At 69.9% G+C, this 21333-nt stretch carries 19 protein-coding genes and 1 pseudogene; 12 read left to right on the top strand and 8 right to left on the bottom strand.

Going from position 1 to position 21333, the window contains the following annotated elements; translation table 11 throughout:
• Nucleotides 1-51: 51 nt before the first annotated feature.
• Complete coding sequence (locus ACFXKA_RS28640) at nucleotides 52-324, top strand: DUF2277 domain-containing protein (protein ID WP_379429643.1); 273 nt, start codon at nucleotides 52-54, stop codon at nucleotides 322-324.
• A gap of 31 nt (nucleotides 325-355) precedes the next feature.
• Here the strand turns inward: ACFXKA_RS28640 and sigJ are convergent, their stop codons facing one another.
• Nucleotides 356-1246: an RNA polymerase sigma factor SigJ gene (gene sigJ / locus ACFXKA_RS28635; protein WP_379429642.1), complete on the bottom strand. Its 891-nt coding sequence runs from the start codon at nucleotides 1244-1246 to the stop codon at nucleotides 356-358.
• Nucleotides 1247-1379: 133 nt separating this feature from the next.
• On the opposite strand from sigJ, the gene ACFXKA_RS28630 reads away from it, so the two are divergent.
• Complete coding sequence (locus ACFXKA_RS28630) at nucleotides 1380-1964, top strand: NADPH-dependent FMN reductase (protein WP_379429641.1); 585 nt, start codon at nucleotides 1380-1382, stop codon at nucleotides 1962-1964.
• A 10-nt stretch (nucleotides 1965-1974) separates the two neighbouring features.
• Nucleotides 1975-2442, top strand: a complete 468-nt coding sequence (locus tag ACFXKA_RS28625) for a nuclear transport factor 2 family protein (protein ID WP_354833469.1) — start codon at nucleotides 1975-1977, stop codon at nucleotides 2440-2442.
• A 53-nt stretch (nucleotides 2443-2495) separates the two neighbouring features.
• Here ACFXKA_RS28625 and ACFXKA_RS28620 read toward each other — a convergent pair whose 3' ends face one another.
• Both ACFXKA_RS28620 and ACFXKA_RS28615 read right to left on the bottom strand, forming a co-directional pair.
• Nucleotides 2496-5735 carry an AAA family ATPase gene (locus ACFXKA_RS28620; RefSeq protein ID WP_379429640.1) on the bottom strand — a complete coding sequence of 1080 codons (3240 nt, stop codon included), beginning with the start codon at nucleotides 5733-5735 and terminating at the stop codon, nucleotides 2496-2498.
• A 574-nt stretch (nucleotides 5736-6309) separates the two neighbouring features.
• A pseudogene (locus ACFXKA_RS28615) lies at nucleotides 6310-7446 on the bottom strand (exonuclease SbcCD subunit D); the annotation flags it as partial.
• A gap of 284 nt (nucleotides 7447-7730) precedes the next feature.
• On the opposite strand from ACFXKA_RS28615, the gene ACFXKA_RS28610 reads away from it, so the two are divergent.
• Nucleotides 7731-8897: a DNA recombination protein RmuC gene (locus ACFXKA_RS28610; RefSeq protein ID WP_354833465.1), complete on the top strand. Its 1167-nt coding sequence runs from the start codon at nucleotides 7731-7733 to the stop codon at nucleotides 8895-8897.
• A 124-nt stretch (nucleotides 8898-9021) separates the two neighbouring features.
• Nucleotides 9022-10203, top strand: a complete 1182-nt coding sequence (locus tag ACFXKA_RS28605; protein ID WP_379429639.1) for a DUF6542 domain-containing protein — start codon at nucleotides 9022-9024, stop codon at nucleotides 10201-10203.
• 137 nt (nucleotides 10204-10340) lie between these two features.
• Here ACFXKA_RS28605 and ACFXKA_RS28600 read toward each other — a convergent pair whose 3' ends face one another.
• Nucleotides 10341-11357, bottom strand: a complete 1017-nt coding sequence (locus ACFXKA_RS28600) for a 4-hydroxy-3-methylbut-2-enyl diphosphate reductase (protein ID WP_354833462.1) — start codon at nucleotides 11355-11357, stop codon at nucleotides 10341-10343.
• A 114-nt stretch (nucleotides 11358-11471) separates the two neighbouring features.
• On the opposite strand from ACFXKA_RS28600, the gene ACFXKA_RS28595 reads away from it, so the two are divergent.
• From ACFXKA_RS28595 to ACFXKA_RS28585, 3 genes are all read left to right on the top strand, one after another.
• Nucleotides 11472-12209, top strand: a complete 738-nt coding sequence (locus tag ACFXKA_RS28595) for a lipid droplet-associated protein (RefSeq protein ID WP_379429638.1) — start codon at nucleotides 11472-11474, stop codon at nucleotides 12207-12209.
• 357 nt (nucleotides 12210-12566) lie between these two features.
• Complete coding sequence (xseA, locus tag ACFXKA_RS28590; RefSeq protein ID WP_379429693.1) at nucleotides 12567-13793, top strand: exodeoxyribonuclease VII large subunit; 1227 nt, start codon at nucleotides 12567-12569, stop codon at nucleotides 13791-13793.
• Nucleotides 13793-14017 carry an exodeoxyribonuclease VII small subunit gene (locus ACFXKA_RS28585; RefSeq protein WP_354833459.1) on the top strand — a complete coding sequence of 75 codons (225 nt, stop codon included), beginning with the start codon at nucleotides 13793-13795 and terminating at the stop codon, nucleotides 14015-14017. The genes xseA and ACFXKA_RS28585 overlap by 1 nt, the downstream gene beginning before the upstream one ends.
• A gap of 3 nt (nucleotides 14018-14020) precedes the next feature.
• Here the strand turns inward: ACFXKA_RS28585 and ACFXKA_RS28580 are convergent, their stop codons facing one another.
• Complete coding sequence (locus ACFXKA_RS28580) at nucleotides 14021-14374, bottom strand: DUF4440 domain-containing protein (protein WP_379429637.1); 354 nt, start codon at nucleotides 14372-14374, stop codon at nucleotides 14021-14023.
• Nucleotides 14375-14414: 40 nt separating this feature from the next.
• Nucleotides 14415-14996 (bottom strand): DUF4245 domain-containing protein, encoded by a 582-nt coding sequence (locus ACFXKA_RS28575; RefSeq protein WP_379429636.1) that lies wholly within the window; start codon nucleotides 14994-14996, stop codon nucleotides 14415-14417.
• Between the two features lie 128 nt (nucleotides 14997-15124).
• On the opposite strand from ACFXKA_RS28575, the gene glpX reads away from it, so the two are divergent.
• A complete protein-coding gene (glpX, locus tag ACFXKA_RS28570; protein WP_354833453.1) occupies nucleotides 15125-16156 on the top strand; it encodes a class II fructose-bisphosphatase in 1032 nt (343 codons plus the stop codon).
• 150 nt (nucleotides 16157-16306) lie between these two features.
• On the top strand, nucleotides 16307-17713 hold the full coding sequence (locus ACFXKA_RS28565; protein ID WP_379429635.1) for a class II fumarate hydratase: 1407 nt from the start codon (nucleotides 16307-16309) through the stop codon (nucleotides 17711-17713).
• Nucleotides 17714-17779: 66 nt separating this feature from the next.
• On the opposite strand, the gene ACFXKA_RS28560 is transcribed toward ACFXKA_RS28565, so the two are convergent.
• Nucleotides 17780-18964, bottom strand: a complete 1185-nt coding sequence (locus ACFXKA_RS28560) for an FAD-dependent monooxygenase (protein ID WP_379429634.1) — start codon at nucleotides 18962-18964, stop codon at nucleotides 17780-17782.
• Nucleotides 18965-19069: 105 nt separating this feature from the next.
• Between ACFXKA_RS28560 and ACFXKA_RS28555 the strand changes: the two genes are divergently transcribed.
• Both ACFXKA_RS28555 and ACFXKA_RS28550 read left to right on the top strand, forming a co-directional pair.
• Nucleotides 19070-19822 carry a TetR/AcrR family transcriptional regulator gene (locus tag ACFXKA_RS28555; protein ID WP_379429633.1) on the top strand — a complete coding sequence of 251 codons (753 nt, stop codon included), beginning with the start codon at nucleotides 19070-19072 and terminating at the stop codon, nucleotides 19820-19822.
• 49 nt (nucleotides 19823-19871) lie between these two features.
• Complete coding sequence (locus ACFXKA_RS28550) at nucleotides 19872-20294, top strand: limonene-1,2-epoxide hydrolase family protein (RefSeq protein WP_354833445.1); 423 nt, start codon at nucleotides 19872-19874, stop codon at nucleotides 20292-20294.
• 108 nt (nucleotides 20295-20402) lie between these two features.
• Here the strand turns inward: ACFXKA_RS28550 and ACFXKA_RS28545 are convergent, their stop codons facing one another.
• Nucleotides 20403-21260: an acyl-ACP desaturase gene (locus ACFXKA_RS28545; protein WP_379429632.1), complete on the bottom strand. Its 858-nt coding sequence runs from the start codon at nucleotides 21258-21260 to the stop codon at nucleotides 20403-20405.
• Nucleotides 21261-21333: the final 73 nt, after the last annotated feature.

The raw sequence follows: 21333 nt of genomic DNA, 5'->3' as shown, positions 1-21333 counted from the left end.
GCGCCCGAGCGTGCCCTGGCCGCGTCGGTGCCCGGGCGTACCGTGGCAGCCATGTGCCGCAACATTCACACCCTGCACAACTTCGAGCCGCCGGCCACCCCGGACGAGGTGCACGCGGCCGCCTTGCAGTACGTCCGCAAGATCAGCGGAAGCACCAAACCGTCCCAGGCCAACCAGGACGCCTTCGACCTGGCGGTGGAGGAGATCGCGGCGGCGACCACCCGCCTGCTGAACGGCCTGACCACCACCGCCCCGCCCAAGGACCGCGAGGCCGAGGCCGCCAAGGCCCGCGCCCGCGCCGAAGTACGCTTCGCGGGCCGATGACCGAATCGGCCGTACGGATGCGCTGTTCGGTTCAGCCGGCCGTCCAGGGCCGCAGTTTCTCCGGGTTCCGGATCACCCAGATGCGGGTGATCCGGCCGTCCGCGATATCGAACGCATAGACCGAGACGATGGTGCCGTCGAGCTGCGCGACCAGGCCGGGCTGGCCGTTCACCGTCCGCTCCAGCAGGGTTACCGCGGCGCCGCGGGTGGCGATTTCCATCCAGGCGTGGGCGACCTGCTCACCGCCGTTGATCGGGTCGTGGAAGGATAGCGCCAGACCGCCGCCGTCGGCCGTGGCGATCACCTGCGGATCGAGCAGGCCGATCAGGGCCTCGATATCCTTTGTCTCCCAAGCCCGTTTGAAATCCCGGACCACCTCGGCGCGCACGGCGCTCGACGGGCTCCGCGAGGTATCGATGCGGCGGCGGGCGCTGGAGGCGAGCTGGCGGCAGGCTGCGGGGGTGCGCCCGACGATGCCGGCGACCTCGGCGAAGGAATAGCGGAAGACGTCGTGCAGGATGAACGACACCCGCTCTGCCGGTGTCATGGAATCCAGCACGACGAGGAAGGCCATGCTGATCGACTCGTCGAGGGTGACCCGGTCGGCGGGATCGACGGGGGCGGGACCGTCGAGCCATTCGGATCGGTCGGGGACCGGCTCCGGAATCCATTCGCCCACATAGCGTTCCCGCCTGGCGCGCGCCGAGCCGAGCAGATCGAGGCAGATCCGGCCGGCGACCGTCGTCAACCACCCGCCGGGCGCCGCCACCTCCCGCCGCTGCCGCTCGGACAGCGCGTACCAGCGAGCGTAGGTCTCCTGTACCACATCCTCGGCCTCGGACAGGGAGCCGAGCAGCCGGTAGGCGAGATTGATCAGCTGACGGCGTTCATCGATCACCCCGGGCAGGTGCGGGTCGGTCATGTGCGGCTCCTTCGGTCTGTGCGTACCCACCGAATCGACGAATCAGCGACCCGATTTGTGAGGCGGCCTGACATTCCGGACGGCTGTGTCGTCGGAGGGTCATGACGTTCTCAGCAGAGCAGGAGTTCCGGAAATGATCAGAATCGGCATCATCCTCGGCAGTACCCGGCCCAACCGCAAAGGCCCGCAGGTCGCCCAGTGGGTTCTGGACTCGGCGACGCAGCGCGGCGACGCCGAGTTCGAACTGATCGACCTGCGCGACCACCCGCTCCCGCATCTCGACGAGCCCGTGCCGCCGATGTTCGGCCCGTCGATGCATGCACACACCCGCGCCTGGGCCGAACGGATCGCCCGATTCGATGGCTTCGTGATTGTCACCCCGGAGTACAACAGCGGCGCCCCCGGGGTGCTGAAGAACGCCCTCGACCATCTGCTCCGGGAGTGGACCGACAAGGCAGTCGGATTCGTCTCCTACGGCACGGCCGGCGGCGCCCGCGCCGTGGTACAGCTGCGGGTGGTCTGCAGCACGCTGGGCATGGCCGATGTCGGCTATCAAGTCGCGATCTCGGTGCTCACCGACTTCGAGGACCACACCACCTTCACACCTCGCGACCATCATGCCGCCGCCCTGACCAAGACGCTGGATCAGCTCATCGCCTGGAGTGGTGCGCTCGCGCCGCTGCGAGCGGCCGGCGAAACCACGCTCGTCAATTCCTGAGGAGTCGATCATGACCACACCCAACGACTTTCGGTCACGCGCCGACCGCATCGAGGCCGATGAAGTCGAGATTCGCCGGAACATCGACAAGGTGGTCGAAGGACTACGAGCCAAGGACCTCGACGCCCTGAAACAGGCGTACACGCCCGACGTCGTGTCCTTCGATGTCGAGCCGCCGCTCCAGCATGTCGGGATAGCGGCGAAACTCGAGAACTGGGCGAAAGTCTTCCTGTTCTTCGAGACTGTGACCTATGAGGTTCGTGATCTGACGTTCACCATCGGTGATGATGTGGCATTCGGGCACGCCTTCGCTCGTCTCAGCGGCACGCTGAGGAACGGGGCCGCGACGAGCGGTATGTGGGTCCGGGTCACCTACGGCCTGCGGAAGATCGACGGCACCTGGTTGATCGCGCACGATCAGGTATCGGTGCCGTTCGACATCTCGAGCGGCAAAGGCGTGGCCGACCTGGAGCCCTGACGGTCCGGGGTGCCGGGTGCCGTTGCCGTGCGGGCTTTCGCCCTGTCGAAAGCCTATGCACCGACCGAGGTTTCGAGGCGGGAGCCGGTGCGGCTGCGAATGACGTGCAGGCGGCTGGGGATGCGCTGGCGCATTTCGTCCACATGGCTCACCACGCCGACCACCCGGCCCCCGGAACGGAGCTCGTCCAGGACGCCCATCACGGCGTCGAGGGTGTCGGCGTCGAGGCTGCCGAAGCCTTCGTCGATGAACAGGGTGTCCATGACCAGGCCGCCGGATTCGGCCGACACGACGTCGGCCAGGCCCAGGGCCAGGGCCAGCGAGGCCATGAAGGTCTCGCCGCCGGAGAGGGTTTTGGCCGGGCGGATCGCGCCGGTGTAGTCGTCGCGGATGTCGAGGCCCAGGCCGCCGCGGCGGCCACGCGGGCCCGCGGCATCGGTGTGGACGAATTCGTAACGGCCGCCGGACATCCGGCGCAGCCGCACCGAACCGGCCAGCGCCACCTCCTCCAGGCGGGCGGCCAGCACGTACGAGCGCAGGGACATGCGGCGGTTGTTCTCGCCACGGCCGGACACCACCTCGGCCAGACGGGCCAGCTCGTCGTGGGAGCGCTGGAGCGGGGCGATGCGATCGACGGCCGCCGACAGCTGTGCGCACAGGCCCTCCAGCTGCGCCAGCCGCCGGTCCGCCTCGGCGTTCGCGGCGACGGCCCGGTTCAGCTCCGATTCCGCCTGTGCCACCGCGGTTTCCAGCTCGCGCGGATCGCCGGGTTCGTCCTCCCCGGCCGACTGGATCTCGGGTTCGGCCAGCACGGCCTCGGCGTGCGCGCGAGCCCGGTCGGCGGCCACCAGTTCGTCCTCGATGGCCGTTTGCTGCGCGGCGGTGCGGGAGGCGGCGTCGACCGCGCGGGCGTACTCGCCCAGCACGCCGTAGTCCGGCCCCGACTCCCCCATCACCGGCGGCGCCGAATCCACCAGACCCGCGTCGTAGGAAAGTTTTTCGACCCGGATGGCGGCCGCCGCGACCTGCTCGCGAGCGGTGGCCGCCGCGACGCGCGCGGACCGCACCGCGGTGGCCTCCTCGACCAGCGCCGTCAGGCGGGCCCGGCGGCGGTCGACGGTGCCGTCGGCGCCGGCGGCCGCGCGCAGCCGCTCGGTGAGTTCGGCCAGCCGCCGATCGGTGGCGACGATCCGCTCCGTCGTTGCACTGGAACGGCTTTCACATTCCCGCGCCTCGTCCTGTAGCCGGGTCTGATCCGCACGCAGCGTGCCGAGTTCGGCTGTCAGCCCGTCCACGAGACCCGCGATGCCCTTGGCCGCGGTGTACCGCCGGGTCGAATCGTCCAGTGCGGCGGCAAGTTCCGCCTTGTCGACATCGCCGCCCCGCTCGACCAGCACCTCGACCGCCCGCTCCAGCTCGGCGACCCGTTGCCCGGCCCGCTCCCGCTCGGCCTCGGCCTTCCGCTCCGCGGCCAGCGCCGCGTCCTCGTCGGCCTTGGACACCGCATGCTCGGCCGGCCGCGCCGGATCCGGGTGCGCGAGGGACCCGCACACCGCGCACGGCTCGCCGGCGGCCAGTCCCTCCGCCAGCTCCGCCGCCATCCCGGCCATGCGCTGCTCCCGCAGTGCCTGCGTACGCCGCCACGCCTCGGCGTGCCCGGTCCGCGCCCGCTCGAAAGCGGTTCCCGCCCCGGCCAGTTCACCGCGCCGCCGCTCCAATTCCACCGCGGCAGCGGCCGAGGTGCGCAACCGCTGGCACTCGGCCTCCAGTCCGGGCAATGCGGCCGCCGCATTCGCGGCGTCCCGCAACCGGACCTCCACCGCGGCAACGGCTTCCGGCAGCTCCCGCAACCGCTGAGCCAGCTTGCCGGCACGGGCAGCCAGATCGGCCTGCTCGGTCCGCAACCCGGCCAGCTCCCGCGTCAACCGGGTCGCCGAATCCGCATCCGCCCGAACCTCATCGAGCGCGCCCACCTGTGCGCTCCACCGCTGCACAGCCGCCTCGAGCCCCCCGGCACGGCCCTCGAGCATCGCCGGTCCAGCGTCCTCGACACCGTTGCCGTCGTGCGTCCGGTCACCAGCGTCGGAGTCGACAGCGTCGGACGGGCTGGGGGCGGTGAGATCTCCAGCGTGACCTGCGCCGGCGTCGATGTCTGCGAGGTCGGCGGCGAGGTCGGTGCCGGTGAGTTCCGCTGCGGCGAGATCGGCTGCGGCCCAGGCGGTTCCGGAGAGCTCGGCGCTGGCCGGTTCGAGGAGGCGGTCGGCGAGTCGCTCGGCGGCGCGGGTGGCGTCGTCGGTGCGGCGGCGCAGGGTGACGGCGGCGGCGCGGGCCTCGGCCAGGGCGGTGGCGACGGGTTCGGCGCGGCGGGCCCGATCGAGTTCGGACTGACGCGCAGTGCGGTGGTCGGCGGTGGCGGCGAAGTCGGCCAGCTGGGTGCGGGCCGCGGTGCGGCGGCGGAAGAGCTCGTGGCGGCGGCGCTCCGCCTCGGCAGCGGCGCGGACACCGTCCGAATCCTGCCGGCGCTGCCGCAGATCGGCGGCCGTCTCGGTCACCAAGGTGCGGGCGGCCGCCAGCAGGGACTGCGACCAGCCGACCGACTCGAGCAGCCCGGCCGTCTCGGAGGCGGGCAGGCCCGCGGCCGTGCCGACCTGGGCGATGAGACGGTCGATGCTGTGCTTGCGGGCATCCAGATCGGCCGAGCTCGCGCGGCGCTTGTCGACCAGCCACTGCTCGGCGGTGCCGAAACGCTCGGTGTCGAAGAGCTTTTCGAGCAGCTTCTCGCGATCCTCGTTGTCGGCCCGCAGGAACCGCGCGAAATCACCCTGCGGCAACAGCACGACCTGGAAGAATTGATCGGCGCTCATGCCCAGCAGGCGCAGCACCTCGTCGCCGATATCGGGAATGCGGGACAGGTTCTGGCCCCGCCCGTCCAGCCACTCCAGCGTGGCGGCCGCGTTCTCCTTCACCCAGCCCGACTTGGCGCGCTTGCTCGGCCGCTGGAATTCCGCCGACCGGTTCAGGCGCAGCCGCCGGCCACCCACCGTGGCCTCCAGCAGCACCCGGGGCGGCGTCTGCTCGTCGGCGTGGTCCGAATGCAGTCGCTTGATATCGCCGCGTGCCCCCGGCACGCTCCCGTACAGCGCGAACGCGATGGCGTCCAGCACCGTGGTCTTCCCCGCCCCGGTTTGCCCGTGCAGCAGGAACAACCCGTCCGCACCGAGCTCGTCGAAGTCGACCACGGCCGTCTCGGCGAACGGCCCGAACGCCGTCAGCTCCAGCCGATGCAGCCGCACGCAGCGCCCCCTTCCCTCAACGCCACTCCCCATCCAACTACCCGGCACCCACCGCCCACCGCGGGACACGCCGAAACACTCAGCGCCCCAACGCTCATGCGGTCATCCCGCCGCCCATATCGCCCGATTCGCCCGGCTCCAACCCGAAGTCACCCAGATCGAACAGCCCGAGCGCCGCGTCGGCCTCCGCTGCGTCCACCCCACGCACCGACCCATCGAACCCGGCCGCACTCACCACCCGCGCCGCAACCTCGGCCCCGCCGCCGCCCACCGAATCGGCGCCCACCGATCCATGTCCGGCGTCTGCACCCGCCGCATCGGCATCATCGGGCACGGCGAACAACGCGCCCTCCGCGGCCACGACAGCCTCCCCGGGCACTGCAGCTGTCAGTGCGCCGCCTCCGGAAATGCCGGCCGCCTCGACAGAGACGGCAACCGCGGCGGCCGCAGCCCGTTCGACCGATGCGGCGGCCGGATCGCCCAACGCAGCACCGACAGGCACGACATCCTCGGCGGCGACAGCGGCCCGAGAAACGGGCGCGGCGGTTTCGGCCGGGGCGGGAAGGCGCAGGGGAGCGTCGGTTTCACGGGTGGCGGCGGCGAGAGCGCGTTCGAGCCAGGTCATTTCGCCGGGGGTGGGGGTGCTGCGGACGTCGGCGAGGAAGCTCCGGGCTATCTCGGTGTCACGGCGGCCGTGCACGCGTTCGCGGTAGCGAAGTTCCGGGTTGCCTTCGGGGCGTTGCCATTCCACGTGGACGGCGTGCGGGAAACGCTCGCGGAGGCGGCGCAGCGCGTCCACGGGGCGCGCCTCGTCGGTGAGGGTGGCCGAGACATAGTGCGATTCGGCTTCGGTGTGCTCCGGCGCTTCCAGGAGGGATTCCAGGGGCCCGGCGAGTTGTGAGAGGCCACGCACCACCGGGAGTTCGTGGCGCTCGACGGCGGACAGCCCCGCGGCGTCGATGTCCACGATCCAGACCGCTTTGCGGTGCGAGCGCTCGCCGAACGAATACGGCAGCGGCGAACCCGAATAGCGGACGGACTCCGACAGCGTCTGCGGCGAGTGCAGGTGGCCGAGCGCCACATAGTCGATCCCGGCGAAGGCCGACAGCGGCACGGTCTCCACGCCCCCGACCGAAATGGACCGCTCCGACCCGGTGGCCTCGCCGCCCACCACGAAAGCATGCGCCAGCACCACCGACCGCGCCCCCGCCCGCCCGGCGAGATCGGCACGCACCAGGCTCATGGCCGCGTCCAGGATCTCGGCGTGCGAACGCGCCTGCGGCACGCCCAATTCCACCCGGGTGATCTCCGGCTCCAGGTAGGGAATGCCGTAGAAGGCAATGTCGCCGAATTCATCGGACAGCACGATCGGCCGCGCCACATCCGCGATCCGGCAGCGCAAATGCAATCCGCCCGCCGCCGCGAAACTGCCGAGCGCACCGAGCCGAGTCGGCGAGTCGTGATTACCGGAGGTGGCGACAATGGTCGCCCCCGCCGCCCGAATTGCCTCGAATCCCCGATTGCACACCGCAATCGCATCCGCACTGGGAATGGAACGGTCGTACACATCCCCTGGCAGCACGACCACGTCCACCCCCTCGGCCGCCACCAATTCCGCGATGGCCCGCAGCGAGCACTCCTGATCGGCCAGCAGATCGACGCCATGAAAGGTGCGCCCGATATGCCAGTCGGAGGTGTGCAGGATCCGCATGCCGCAAGACGCTATTGGATCCCCCCGACAACCCGCGCGACACCCTCGCGAGTCGCGTCGAACACACCGCGCGTATGCCAGGGCGACAGCTGTTTTCGCAACGGTCGGGGTAACTCACCGGGCACGCCCGGAATCGGGTCGGCACCCGACCACCGGCACGGACGCCCAACGGTCGACGGCTCCGAGCCGCCCGCTGAAGTCCCGGAGAAGCGCAATTGGTCCCGACGCGCCGCCGAAATCCCGGAGCGGCGGAATTGTCGGTGGTCTCCGGCACTATCTCCGCCATGACCGCACCGATGCTGTTCGCGCTGCTGCTGGTGTTCGTATCGGGGCTGGCCCTGGGCTGGCTCGGCCATGCCGCGCGCGCGGGACAGCGGGCGGCGGTGGCCGAGGCGCGGCTGGCTGCCATGCGGGACAACGAGCAACTGTTGCGGCAATCACTCGGCGCGGCCAGCGAGGACGCGGCCCGCCGGCAGTCCCACGCCATCGGCGCGCTGGTCGATCCGCTGCGGGAGGCGGTCGGCAGCCTCGACCGCCACATTCGCGAGGTCGAGCACAACCGCATCAACGCGTACTCCGGCCTGCGCGAACAGGTCGCGGGCATGCAGCGGATGTCACATCAGTTGTTCACGCAGACCGGTCAATTGGTGGCCGCGCTGCGCGCGCCCCAGGTGCGCGGCCGCTGGGGCGAGATCCAGCTCGAGCGTGTGGTCGAACTGGCCGGCATGGCCCGGCACTGTGATTTCGACACCCAGGTCACCCGTCGCGGCGACACCGTGGTGCGCCCGGATCTGGTGGTGCGCCTGTCCGGCGGCCGCCAGATCGTGGTGGACGCCAAGGTGCCCTGCATCGCCTTCCTGGACGCCGCCGGTACCGAGGACCCGCGCGAGCGCGAGGGCCACCTGGCCCGCCACGCCCGGCATCTGCGCAACCATGTGGATCAGCTGGCGGCCAAGGAGTACTGGGCGGCCTTCGATCCCTCCCCCGAGTTCGTGGTCCTGTTCGTGCCCGGCGATCCGTTCCTGGACGCGGCCCTCACCACCGACTCCGGGTTGCTCGAGTACGCCTTCGGTCGCAATGTGGTCCTGGCGACGCCCACCACACTCATGGCCCTGCTGCGCACGGTCGCGCTGGGCTGGCGGCAGGAGGCGCTGTCGGCGGACATGGCGGTGATCCAGCAGCTGGGCCGTGAGCTCTACACCCGGCTCGGCACCACCGGCCGCCACCTGGACCGGCTGGGCGCGCAGCTGGGCAAGGCGGTCGACGCCTACAACCACACCGTGGCGTCGGTGGAGTCGCGGGTCATGGTGACCGCCCGGAAGCTGCACGACCTGGAGATCGCCGATGCGCCGGTCCCGGAGGTCCGGCGGGTGGAGAGCTGGCCGCGGGCCGTGGGGTTCGCGGACGAGTACGCGGTGGGGTTCGCCGATGGGATCGAACAGCGGGGGTGATGCCTGAGCAACCGCTTGGTCTATGCGCCGGGGCCGAATAGCTATCACCGGGTTCATGCGATTCCGCATAGCCGCCTGATGTCGCCTGCCTCGCGAAACACCGATATGCCTTAGTGTGCTTGACGTGGCAGTTACCCAACGCGAGCGAACCGAGGTGCCCCAGTCGCACCGTTCGATCCTGCCGTCGGTTCCCGGCGTCCCGGCCGGAGCCGCGGTGCTGATCGCTGTGACGTGCACGTTCGTCGGTCTTCTGATCGACGCTCAGAGCGCGGGTAGCCGACCACAGGGCGACGAACTCACCGGTTCCTTCGCCCTGCTGTACATCGCCGGCTGTGTGGTGGCCGTGCTCACGGTCCGCTACCGGGGACTGTTCACCACGCTCGTGCTCCCCCCGCTGCTGCTGTTCATCGCGGTGCCGCTGGCCTACCAGTTCCTATTCGGGTCCTCCGGCAGTCTCAAGCTGAAGGACATCCTGCTGAATCTGGCCATCCCGCTGGTGAATCGATTCCCCACCATGGCGCTGGCCACCGTGATCGTGCTGATCGTCGGCGCGGTCCGCATCGTGCTGCACCACCGCGAGACCAAGGCCGGCGCGACCGGCGAACCGCGCGGTACCCGGGCCCGTGCCACCCGCCCCGGCAGCGCCCGCGCTCAGCGCACCCGCTCCACCAAGGAACCCGCCAGACGCCGCTTCCGGCCCGGCGCGGACGCCGCTGAGGAAGGCGACACCCCCGACACCGAGGCCGCTCGTTCGTCCCGCCGCGCGGACGCCCGGGTCGCGGCCGGGCCGCCGCGGGTGAGCAACACCGGACGACCCGCCGGCGAGGGCCGCCGCCGCCGCGCCCAGGATCTGGATCAGGCCGCCGCCGAACGCACCCCGGCCGCCACCGAGGGCCGCCGCCGCGCCGCGGGCCCGAACCAGTCCGGCGCCGCTACCGCCGAGGGGCGCCGCCGGGCCCAGTTCGCCGAGCAGCCGTCCCGCGCCGGCGAGCGCCGCGCCGCCCCTGGCGACCAGCCGCGCAACGGTGAGCGCCGCGCCGCCCCGGCCGATCGCCCCCGCAACGGTGAGCGTCGCGCCACCCCGCCGCCGCCGGAAGCCGCCCAGGGCGAGGGCCGCCGCCGCCGCGCGCAGAGCCCTGAGCAGGCCGTGGGTCGCGGCGCCGAACGCCACGCCGCCCCCGAGCGCAATCCGGCCCCCGCCGCCGAGGGCGGCCGCCGCCGTCGCGCGCAGCCGGGTGAACTGCCACCGCATCCGCGGCCGAATGTGCGCTACCGCGAACGTGATTCGGGCCGCATCGAACGCTGAATCCCCGGCGACATTCGAGCGACCCGCACCGTGTATTTCCGGCAATCAGGAAATCGGGCACGAAATAAGATCATCCGGATAGCAAATTCGCGCCCTCCACAACGAATGTGGAGGGCGCGAATGCGTTTCGGAACGAGTTACGCGCGCGCGGTGCGAAGTTCGCGCGGCAGCGAGAAGACCAGCGTCTCATTGGCGGTGGTGACCGGAACCACCGCACCGAAACCGTGCTCGGCCAGCAATTCCAGCACGCCCTCCACGAGGATCTCCGGAACCGAGGCGCCGGAGGTGACGCCGACCGTGCGAATACCCTCCAGCCAGGCGGGATCCACCTCGCGGGCATAGTCCACCAGCTGCGCGGCGCGGGCGCCGGCGCTCAGCGCGACCTCCACCAGCCGGACCGAGTTGGACGAGTTCCGGGAGCCGACCACGATCACCAGATCGCATTCGGGAGCCATGGCCTTCACCGCGGTCTGGCGGTTGGAGGTGGCGTAGCAGATGTCGTCGCTCGGCGGATCCTGCAGCTTGGGGAACTTCTGGCGCAGGCGGTTGACCGTCTCCATGGTCTCGTCGACCGACAGCGTGGTCTGGGAGAGCCAGATCACCTTGTTCTCGTCGCGCACGGTGACCGAGTCGACAGCGTCGGGGCCGTCCACCAGCTGCACATGGTCGGGCGCCTCACCGGCGGTGCCCTCGACCTCCTCGTGGCCCTCGTGGCCGATGAGCAGGATGTCGAAGTCGTCGCGGGCGAAGCGCTTGGCCTCCTGGTGCACCTTGGTGACCAGCGGGCAGGTGGCGTCGATGGTGTGCAGGTTGCGGCGGGCGGCGGACTCGTGAACGGCCGGGGAGACGCCGTGCGCGGAGAACACCACGAGCGCGCCCTCCGGCACCTCCTCGGTCTGGTCGACGAAGATCACACCGCGCTCGCGCAGCGTTTCCACCACGTGCCGGTTGTGCACGATTTCCTTGCGGACATAGATGGGCGCGCCGTGCTTTTCGAGCGCCTTCTCCACCGTTTCGACCGCTCGGTCCACACCGGCGCAGTAGCCGCGCGGTTCGGCGAGCAGTACTCGCTTGTCTTGTGGGCCCCGTGGCGCGTCGGCATCACCCGCCGCGGACCCGACGATTCCGACGTTCAAAGGGATAGCCGAGGACATGCCCCACAGAATACGTGTGCGCTCCGGCGCGCATTCGCGCGGAGGTCAGGGTCACAATCACTTTTCGCGGCTTTTCGCCTTTGCATCACACGGCGTTTCGGGCAGGCTAGGGACATGTTCCGACCTCCGTTCCTGGCCCGGGTCGCCGCCGGGGCCGCCGTCTATGCTCTCGAGGAAACTCGTCGGCTACCAACGACCGCGATCAATTTCCCGATCACCGCGATCAGCCAGGTGCTGCAGACCACCATGCACCTCCAGCAGTTCGTGACCAGCCTCGCGCTCAAGGGCGACGCCGTTTTCGACCGTTTGCTCAACCAGCCCGAAGAACAGCCCGCCTGGGCCACCTTCGATGAGGACGAGGAAGACGAGCAAACTTCGAGCTTCGCCGCCGAATCGGTTCGGCAGAGCCGTTTCGACCTCTTCACCGATCCGGAACCGGCCGTCGCGGAGCCCGCTCCGGCCGTGGTGGCGCCGGTCGCGGCCACTGAACCGGTCGCGGTCGAGACCGAGCCGGTCGCGGTCGACCCCGAACCGGTCGCGGTCGACCCCGAACCGGTGCCCGCCGAATCGGCCGCGCAGGAGGCAGCCGATCCGGAGATCACCGAGACCGCCGCACCCGCAACGGCTTCCAAAGCGACCACCAACGGCCACCACAGCAGCACCGTCGTCGAACCCGAAGTGGCGGCCCGCTTCGACTACTCCGCCATGACCATCGCCCAGCTGCGCGCCCGCCTGCGCCAGCTGACCGTCGACGACCTCGCGGCTCTCCTCGCCTACGAGCAGGAGACCCTCGACCGCGCCCCGTTCGTCACCATGCTGACCAACCGCATCGCGACCGTTCAGGCGAAGTGAACCCAACTCTCGGGAGCTCTCAGGGGTTTCACCCCTGAAACCCCGCGAGACTGCGGGGCTCCGGCCCGGACCCCCGAAACAACTCGGGACTGCGGGCTCCGCCCGGACCCGATACAACGTTCGGGGCCCGGCCCCGGAACTCCGACGCCGTCACATCGGCGATCCTCGACCAGCGCCGGCCGCTCGGGCTACCGCCCGGCGGCCGGTGTTTGTATCAACCGGGATCCGCGGGGTCGGACAGCGCGCGAATCCCGTGTCGGCGGGCGGTGTGCGCCGGGCGTCGGTGGGCACTGACAGAATCGTGCGGTGAGCACCGATACGACGCCGCGGCCGCCGAGCTCGTCCGCCGAGAACCCGATGCCGGTGCGGACCGTCGCGGTGAAGGTGGCGCAGTGGATCGACCGGCTGGGGGCGGTCTGGGTGGAGGGGCAGATCACCCAGATGAATGTGCGGCCGGGGACGCGTACGGCCTTTCTGGTGCTGCGGGATACGGCGGCGGACATGTCGCTGTCGGTGACCTGTGACCCGGAGCTGCTGCGTAATTCGGCGGTGCCGCTGCAGGAGGGCAGCCGGGTCGTCGTGTACGGCAAGCTGTCGTTCTTCACCGGGCGGGGCACGGTGTCGTTGCGGGTCACCGAGATTCGGCCGGTGGGCATCGGCGAGCTGCTGGCCCGCATCGAACGCTTGAAGGCGCTGCTGTCGGCGGAGGGCCTGTTCGATCCACGGCTCAAGCGCCCGATCCCGTTCCTGCCCAATCGGATCGGCCTGATCACCGGCCGCGCCAGCGCCGCCGAGCACGATGTGGTGACGGTGGCCACGCAGCGCTGGCCGGCGGTGCGCTTCGAGATTCGCAATACCGCCGTGCAGGGCCCGACCGCGGTGCCGCAGATCCTGGAGGCCATCGCCGCGCTCGACGCGAATCCCGAGGTGGATGTGATCGTGCTGGCGCGCGGCGGCGGCAGTGTCGAGGATCTGCTGCCGTTCTCCGATGAAACACTGTGCCGCGCCATCGTTTCCGCCACCACGCCGATCGTGAGCGCCATCGGCCACGAGCCGGACAATCCGATCTCGGACTATGTCGCCGACCTGCGGGCCGCCACGCCCACCGACGCCGCCAAGCGCATCGTGCCCGACGCCGCCGCCGAAACCGCGCTGCTGCAGGAACTTCGGTCCCGTGCGAACGCGGCCCTGCGCGGCTGGGTGGACCGCGAGGCCCGGGCCCTGACCCAATTACGTTCCCGCCCGGTGCTGGCCGACCCGCTGCGGCTGCTCGATCAGCGCCACGACGAGGTGGAGCGGCTGCGCGCCGGCGCCCAGCGGGCCGTGGACCATCTGCTGAGCGGTGAGTCCACCACCACCCGGCACCTGCGCGAAAAGCTCTCCGCGGTGGGCCCGGCCGCCACCCTGGCCCGCGGTTACGCCGTGGTGCAGCGGGTGAACGGCAAGGACCGCGAGGTGGTCCGCGCCATCGAGGACTCCCCGCCCGGCACGCAGCTCCGCATCCGGGTGGCCGACGGCGCGATCTCCGCCGCCGCCCTCGGCGCCCAATCCCTGGCTCCCCGCCCGACCCGGAAGGACTCCTGATGACCGACGACGAACGCGCCGAAATCGCCACCTTCGGCTACGAGCGCGCCCGCGACGAACTGGTCAATGTCGTCAAGATGCTCGAGCAGGGCGGCATGGATCTCGACGACTCGCTGGCCCTGTGGGAACGCGGCGAAGCCCTCGCCACCCGCTGCGAACAGCACCTTGCCGGCGCCCGCAAGCGCGTCGAGGACGCCCTGGCCCACCGCACGGCGCAGGAGTGACCGCTAGGCGACGACCGTGCCCTGGTGAAAAACGATCTGCCAGTCCGCCCCGGCCCGCCGCCAGATGGTGGCCCGCCGGCTGAGCCGCTCCGGCTGCCGCAGGAGATAGGTCAGCAGGTACAGGTCGGGAGCCAGCTCCTGGCATCGGAATTCGCTGGTCTCCCAGATCTCCTCGGCCGGCGTCCGCTGCCGCTCGGCCAGCACCTCGAGGACATAGTCGCGGTCGAAGCACCGCCCGGACACGCCGATCTCCCAGAAGTCGGCGGCCACCATCGGCGCGAAATCGGTGCCCAGTTCGGGCCGATGGAAGATCGGTTCGCGGGCGCGCAGTTCGTCGAGGACGCTCATGCCGCTCATCGCAGCAATAGACCGCGGTGAGGTCGAGCGATTTATCCGATCAGCTGCGTGGCAGCGGCTGGGCCTGGGCGACCGCGGTGGCGAGGGTGTTGAAGGCGGGGCCGTTGCCCGCGCCCTTGATCAGGACCCGGGCGTCACCGAAGTCGGCGATCCAGGCCGGTTCGGAGCCGGGTTCGGTGAAGACGCTCCACCTCTGGTTGCCGCGCTGCTCGGTGCCGGTCGCGGTGAGGTTGGCCGCGTACTTCTTGGCCAGGGCGTCCACGCTCGCACTGGACTGGGTCAGCTGCATGTAGGTGCCCTGCGGCGTGATGTAGCCGACTGTGCTGGCGTTGCCGCCGCCGGTGCCGGTGAGGACGTCGTGGCTGCCGGAGTTGGGGGTCCACTTGTCCGGTCCGGAGTCCGGGAGCACGGGCAGGCGGATGGGGAACGACATGAGCCTGGCGTCGTCGGTGAGCGCGGCCTTCACATCGAAGTGGGGAATCTGCCCCTGCGTCGGACCTTTCGCGGAGAACGAGCACTGGCTGGCGATGCCCGCGATGACCAGGCAGATCAGCACCAGCGGGAGCAGGGACCAGGCCAGGTCCTTGTAGTCGTGCTGGGTGCGCGGCTTTTGGTACGACACGCACTCAGTATCCACGGGGCCCGGGTGCGACCGAGCTCACGGTCTCGGGAAACGTAAGTACGTGCCGAGGGCCGTAAACCGCAATGCGACAATTTACGCAGCTTTAGACAACCAAGGAGGCTCTCGTCATGACCGCATCCAGCCGCCGCGAGGCACCGGACCGCAACCTAGCGCTCGAGTTGGTCCGGGTCACCGAGGCCGGCGCCATGGCCGCGGGCCGCTGGGTCGGCCGTGGTGACAAGGAGGGCGGCGACGGCGCGGCCGTGGACGCCATGCGGCAGCTGGTGGCGACGGTCTCCATGCGCGGCATCGTCGTGATCGGTGAGGGCGAGAAGGACGAAGCGCCCATGCTGTACAACGGCGAGCTGGTCGGCGACGGCACCGGCGCGGAACTGGATTTCGCGGTCGACCCGATCGACGGCACCACCCTGATGTCGAAGGGTTCCCCGGGCGCGATCTCCGTGCTGGCGGTCGCCGAGCGCGGCGCCATGTTCGATCCCTCGGCCGTGTTCTACATGGAGAAGATCGCCGTCGGCCCCGACGCCGCCGATGTCATCGACCTCTCGGCCCCGATCGCGGAGAACCTACGCCGGGTCGCCAAGGCCAAGAACTCCTCGGTCTCCGACCTGACCGTGTGCATCCTGGACCGCCCCCGCCACGCCGAGCACATGAAGGCCGTGCGCGACGCGGGCGCCCGCATCCGCCTCATCTCCGACGGTGACGTGGCCGGCGCCATCGCCTGTGCCCGTCCGGAGTCCGGCGTCGACATGCTGATCGGCATCGGCGGCACCCCCGAGGGCATCATCGCCGCGGCCGCCATGCGCTGCCTGGGCGGCGCGCTGCAGGCCAAGCTGGCGCCCAAGGACGACGCCGAGCGGCAGAAGGCCATCGACGCCGGCCACGACCTGGACCGCATCCTGAACACCACGGATCTGGTCTCCGGTGAGGACGTCTTCTTCAGCGCCACCGGCGTCACCGACGGCGACCTGCTCAAGGGCGTCCGCTACTACGGCGGCGGCGCGTACACCCAGTCCATCGTCATGCGCGCCAAGTCCGGCACCATCCGCATGGTCGACGCCTACCACCGGCTGACCAAGCTGCGCGAGTACGCGTCGGTGGACTTCGTCGGCGACGAGCACGCCACCCCGCCGCTCCCCTGATCCGAGCGAAACAGCTTGCCGCCCCGGTGGATCCGTCCACCGGGGCGGCGCTGTGTCCGGGGCCGGCTATGTCCTATTCCTGCGGGCGCTGTGCGGATTCCCTCAGGCGTGGCACTCCCACGGGGTGCGCGGCGGGCATAGGGTCGGTTCATGAGCGAGGAGACGCAGTACCGCATCGAACACGACACCATGGGCGAGGTCCGCGTTCCCGTCGACGCGCTGTGGCGGGCGCAGACCCAGCGGGCGGTGGAGAACTTCCCGATCAGCGGACGCGGCCTGGAGCGCGCGCAGATTCGCGCACTCGGCCTGCTGAAGGCGGCCTGCGCGGCCGTGAATCGCGATCTGGGTCTGCTGGACAAGGCCAAGGCCGACGCCATCATCGCGGCGGCGGAGGAGATCGCCGGCGGCCGCCATGACGACCAGTTCCCGATCGATGTCTTCCAGACCGGATCGGGCACCAGCTCGAACATGAACGCCAACGAGGTGATCGCGAGCATCGCCGCCCGTGACGGCGTCACCGTGCACCCCAACGACGACGTGAACATGTCGCAGTCGTCCAATGACACCTTCCCCACCGCAACGCATCTCGCGGCCACCGAGGCGGTGGTCAAGGATCTGGTCCCGGCCCTGGATCATCTGCGGCTGGCGCTGCTGGACAAGTCCCAGGAGTGGAAGTACGTGGTCAAGTCCGGCCGCACCCATCTGATGGACGCGGTTCCGGTCACCCTGGGCCAGGAATTCGGCGGCTACACCCGGCAGGTGAGCGCGGGCATCGAGCGCCTGCTGGCCACCCTGCCCCGGGTGGGCGAGCTGGCCATCGGCGGCACCGCGGTCGGCACCGGATTGAACGCGCCGGCCGGTTTCGGCGCGAAAGTCGTTGCGGAGCTGACCCGGGTGACCGATCTGGATCACCTGTCGGAGGCCCGCGATCACTTCGAGGCGCAGGCCGCCCGCGACAGCCTGGTGGAGTTGTCCGGTGCGCTGCGCACGGTCGCGATCAGCCTGACCAAGATCGCCAACGATATTCGCTGGATGGGGTCGGGCCCGCTCACCGGTCTCGCCGAGCTGCAGCTGCCGGACCTGCAGCCGGGTTCCTCGATCATGCCGGGCAAGGTGAATCCGGTACTGCCGGAGGCGGTTACGCAGGTGGCCGCGCAGGTCATCGGCAATGATGCCGCGATCGCCTGGGGCGGCGGCAACGGCGCGTTCGAACTGAACGTCTACATTCCGATGATGGCCCGCAATGTGCTGGAGTCGATTCGCCTGCTGGCCAATGTCTCCCGCCTGTTCGCCGACAAGTGCGTCCGCGGCCTGGTCGCCGATGTGGACCGGCTGCGGCGGCTGGCGGAATCCTCGCCGTCGATCGTGACCCCGTTGAATTCCGCCATCGGTTACGAGGAGGCGGCGGCGGTCGCCAAGCAGGCGTTGAAGGAGCACAAGACGATCCGGCAGACGGTGATCGATCGCGGTCTGATCGGCGACAAGCTCTCGCTCGAGGAGCTGGATCGCCGGCTGGATGTGCTCTCCATGGCGCAGGTGGATGGAAAGAACGAATAGGGCGTCACGTTCGGCATCCGGCTCGGCGGGTGTGGCGGCGGTGGCTGCCACACCCGCGCCAGGTGTTCAAGCGGCGCCGACCATGTCCGGGTAGTTCTTCAGATCGATGTCGTTCTTGGCGTTCTCGGCGTACTTCGCCATCATCTTGAAGCCACGCGAACGCACGAACCAATTACGAAGGCGCAGACCGCGTGCGGTCCGGGGCGCCAGGAATCGGCCGGGGTTGGCATCGTCGGTCTTGCGCAGCAGGCGCTGCATGATTTCCTCGTAGCGGGCGAATGCCACGGTGTGATCGCCGTCGGCCGTGGCCAATTCACCGGCCAGCACATAGGCCCCGACAATCGCCGAACCGGTGCCGAATCCGTTCAGCGTGTGGCCGTGCGCGGAATCGCCGACCAGCGCCACCCGCCCCGACGTGAAGTGCTTCATCGACACCTTGGCGATGGCGTCCAGGTAGAAACCGTCCAAGCGCGGAAGTTCGGCCAGCATGCGCGGCACCTCCCAGCCCATTCCGGCGAAACGCTCGGCGACGATACGGCGCTGCTGATCGAAATCGTCACGCGAGTAATCGATTTCGGGCGAGGCGAACAGGTACATCTGCGCGGCCTTGTTACCGCCAGTCATGGCGAGCCGGCCGGGGGTATTGCAGCCGAGAGACCTGGCGCGAGGCCGATTCCCTTCCGGCATGTCCTCCCAGACCGAGGCGCCCGCGATGGCGTAGTAGTAGCCGTCGTGCGTGACGAAGTCCGCCTCCGGGCCGAAGACCAGCTTCCGCACCCGTGAATGGATGCCGTCGCACCCGAAGACCAGATCGAAGACCCGCGCGGGCGCGTTCTCGAATTCGACGTATACCCCGTCACCGGTCTCCCGCAGCGCGGTGACGGTGTCACCGAAGAGGTATTCGCACTCTCCCGCGGTCCGGCTGTAGAGGATCCGGGCGAGGTCGCCGCGCAGGATCTCGATATCGCCGCCGAGGAACTCCCCGGCCATCACGGCCTGCTCGACGCCGCTCTCGTCGACCAGCACCCAGTCGGTCTTACCGGTCTGCCGCCGCTCGATGTCGTCGAGCACGCCCATGCGCTCGAGCACGGTCATGTGGGTCTCGCCGGTGAAGTCGATGGCCTGGCCACCGGCGCGCAGGGCGGGCGCCTTCTCGACCACGGTCACCTGGAAGCCGTAGCGGTGCAGCCAGTAGGCGAGGGCGGGACCGGCGACGCTGGCTCCGGAGATGAGGACGGTGGTGGTGCGCATGGCGGTGACTCCTTCGGTAACTGCGTCCGTCGGACGCTGTTGATGGCGATAGCGTACGATGGACGCAGTTTCACGTCAAGCCCGGAATCCGGAAGGATGGCGACCATGCCGGCACCGACCACCCTCGAACTGCTCTGGGGCTCTCCCGACCGCCCTCGGCGCGGGCCCAAGCCGTCCCTCACGCTGGAGCGCATCGTCGCCGAGGCCATCGACCTCGCCGACGCCGAAGGACTGGCCAACCTGTCCATGGCGCGGCTGGCCGAACGCCTCGGCTGCGCCAAGATGGCGCTGTACCGCTACCTCCCCGGCAAGACCGAGCTCATCGCGCTCATGCTGGACACCGCCATCGGCGTGCCGCCGGAAAACACCACCGCCCCTTCGGATTCCGATCCGGAACCCTGGCGCACCTATCTACGCCCGTGGACCGAGACCTTCTTCACCCGCGCCGTCGCACATCCCTGGGGGAACGACGCGTCCACCGGCGTCCGCCCGATGGGCCCCAATGAGCTGGCCTGGCTCGATTCGGCCGTCGGCGCGCTGGACGGCACCGGCCTGACCGCGGCCGAGTGTTTCGACACCGTCGTGCTGCTGCTGGGTCACGCCCGCGGCATCGCCCAGCAGACCGCGACGGCGGGTGAGGATCTGGAGGGCGGACTGGCCCGGGAGCTGGGCGCGGTGCTGTCGGCGCAGGCAGAGCGCTTTCCGCACGCCGCGGCCGCCTTCGCCGAGACCATGTCCGGAACCGCCGCCGAGACCGGGCGCGACAATGCCCTCGTCTTCGGCATCGACCGCATCCTGGACGGCTTGGCCGTGCTCATCGAGACCCGGCGTCGCCGCCCCGAACGGACACGGCGGTAGTTGCCGCGGATATCTGTGCGACTGCCCGGTTTCGGCCTACGCTCGGCTCATGTCAGAGCTACCCGAGCTGAAGCAGGATCCGGTCACCACGGTGCGCGAGTTCTTCGCGGCAATGGAAATGAAGATCGTCGGCGAAGCCCTGGAGCTGGTCGATCCCGGCATCGTCTGGAAGAACACCTCGCTCCCCGACATCCGCGGCGTGGACCGCGTGCGCTGGGTGCTGAATCTGCTCAACAGTCCCCGCTACGGCTTCCGCGCCGATATGCATCACATCGCCGCCACCGAGGACGGCACGGTGCTCACCGAACGCACCGACTATCTGCGCATGGGCCCGGTCGAGATCTCGTTCTGGGTCTGCGGCACCTTCGAGTTCCGTGACGGCCGCATCACGCTGTGGCACGACCACTTCAGCTGGGAGAATTTCCTGCGCGGCACGGTCACCGGCGTCGTGCGCGCACTCCTTCCCCGCTGAGCCGGCTCTCCCGGCGGAAAGCACGACGCCCGCCACGTTTTCGCGGCGGGCGTCGGCATCGAACCGCGCACAGGGCACGGGATCAGGTTCTGCGGGGCAGGGGCACGCTCAGGGGCGCAGGTGGGCCAGTTCGGCGCGTGCCTTCTCGCCTTCCTCATCGAAGTCGGTGCGGCTGAAGACTTTCCACTGGTCGAGCAGGGGCGCGAAGACCAGTTCGGCTTCGTTCGCGCGGTCGTAGACGCCGGCCTCGGCGAGGACCTCGTCGCTGGTGCGGCCGTCGGCGAGCTGCACCACCGGGGCGTGGAAGTCGGCGATGCGGTCGGCGATGGCGCGCACGGTCTGGTCGGGGGCCAGGTCGAGGGCCGCGCCGACCAGGTTGGCGAAGAAGACGGCCTGCAGTTCGTCGTCGGCGGCCAGCCGGTCGGCGATGGTCGCGACCATGACATTCTCGGCCAGGCGCGCGGTGGCGCGGTGCCGGACGGCGGCCGCGGTCTCTTCCAGGGCCCAGGCGGCGAGCACGTCGGGCAGGTGCATGGCGGGGCGGCGGAAGCCGGTGGTCATGTGCGCCATGCGCATCCGCTCCAGCGCGACCGGGTCGACGGCGCGGGTGACCATCAGGTAGTTGCGGATGAGGATCTCGTGCCGGTTCTCCTCCGCGGTCCAGCGGCCGACCCAGCGCCACCACGGTCCGCTGCGCAGGTACTTGCCGACCTCGCGGTGGTAGGCGGGCAGGTTGTCGGCGATCAGCACGCTCACCGTGAGCGCGGTCTTGGCGACCTCGCTGAGGCCGGATTGCGCCGGATCCCAATCGGTTCCGCCGAGGAACTGGAAATTGCGGCCGTCGTCCCACGGCACGTAGTCGTGGGGCTGCCACTCGGGGGCGGCGGCGATGTGCCGCGCGAGGTTGGTCTCCACCTCGGCCGCGAGTGATTCCAGCAGTTCCCGATCGGACAAAACGTTCTGCACGCGAACAACCTAGCGGCATCGGGGCAAACATGGGGGCCTTCGCGCGGTATTCGAATCGGCTATGGCCGCAGCC

The organism is Nocardia sp. NPDC059228 (assembly GCF_042754245.1).
GTDB lineage: Bacteria > Actinomycetota > Actinomycetes > Mycobacteriales > Mycobacteriaceae > Nocardia.
This window is presented reverse-complemented; position numbering and strand designations above follow the sequence as displayed.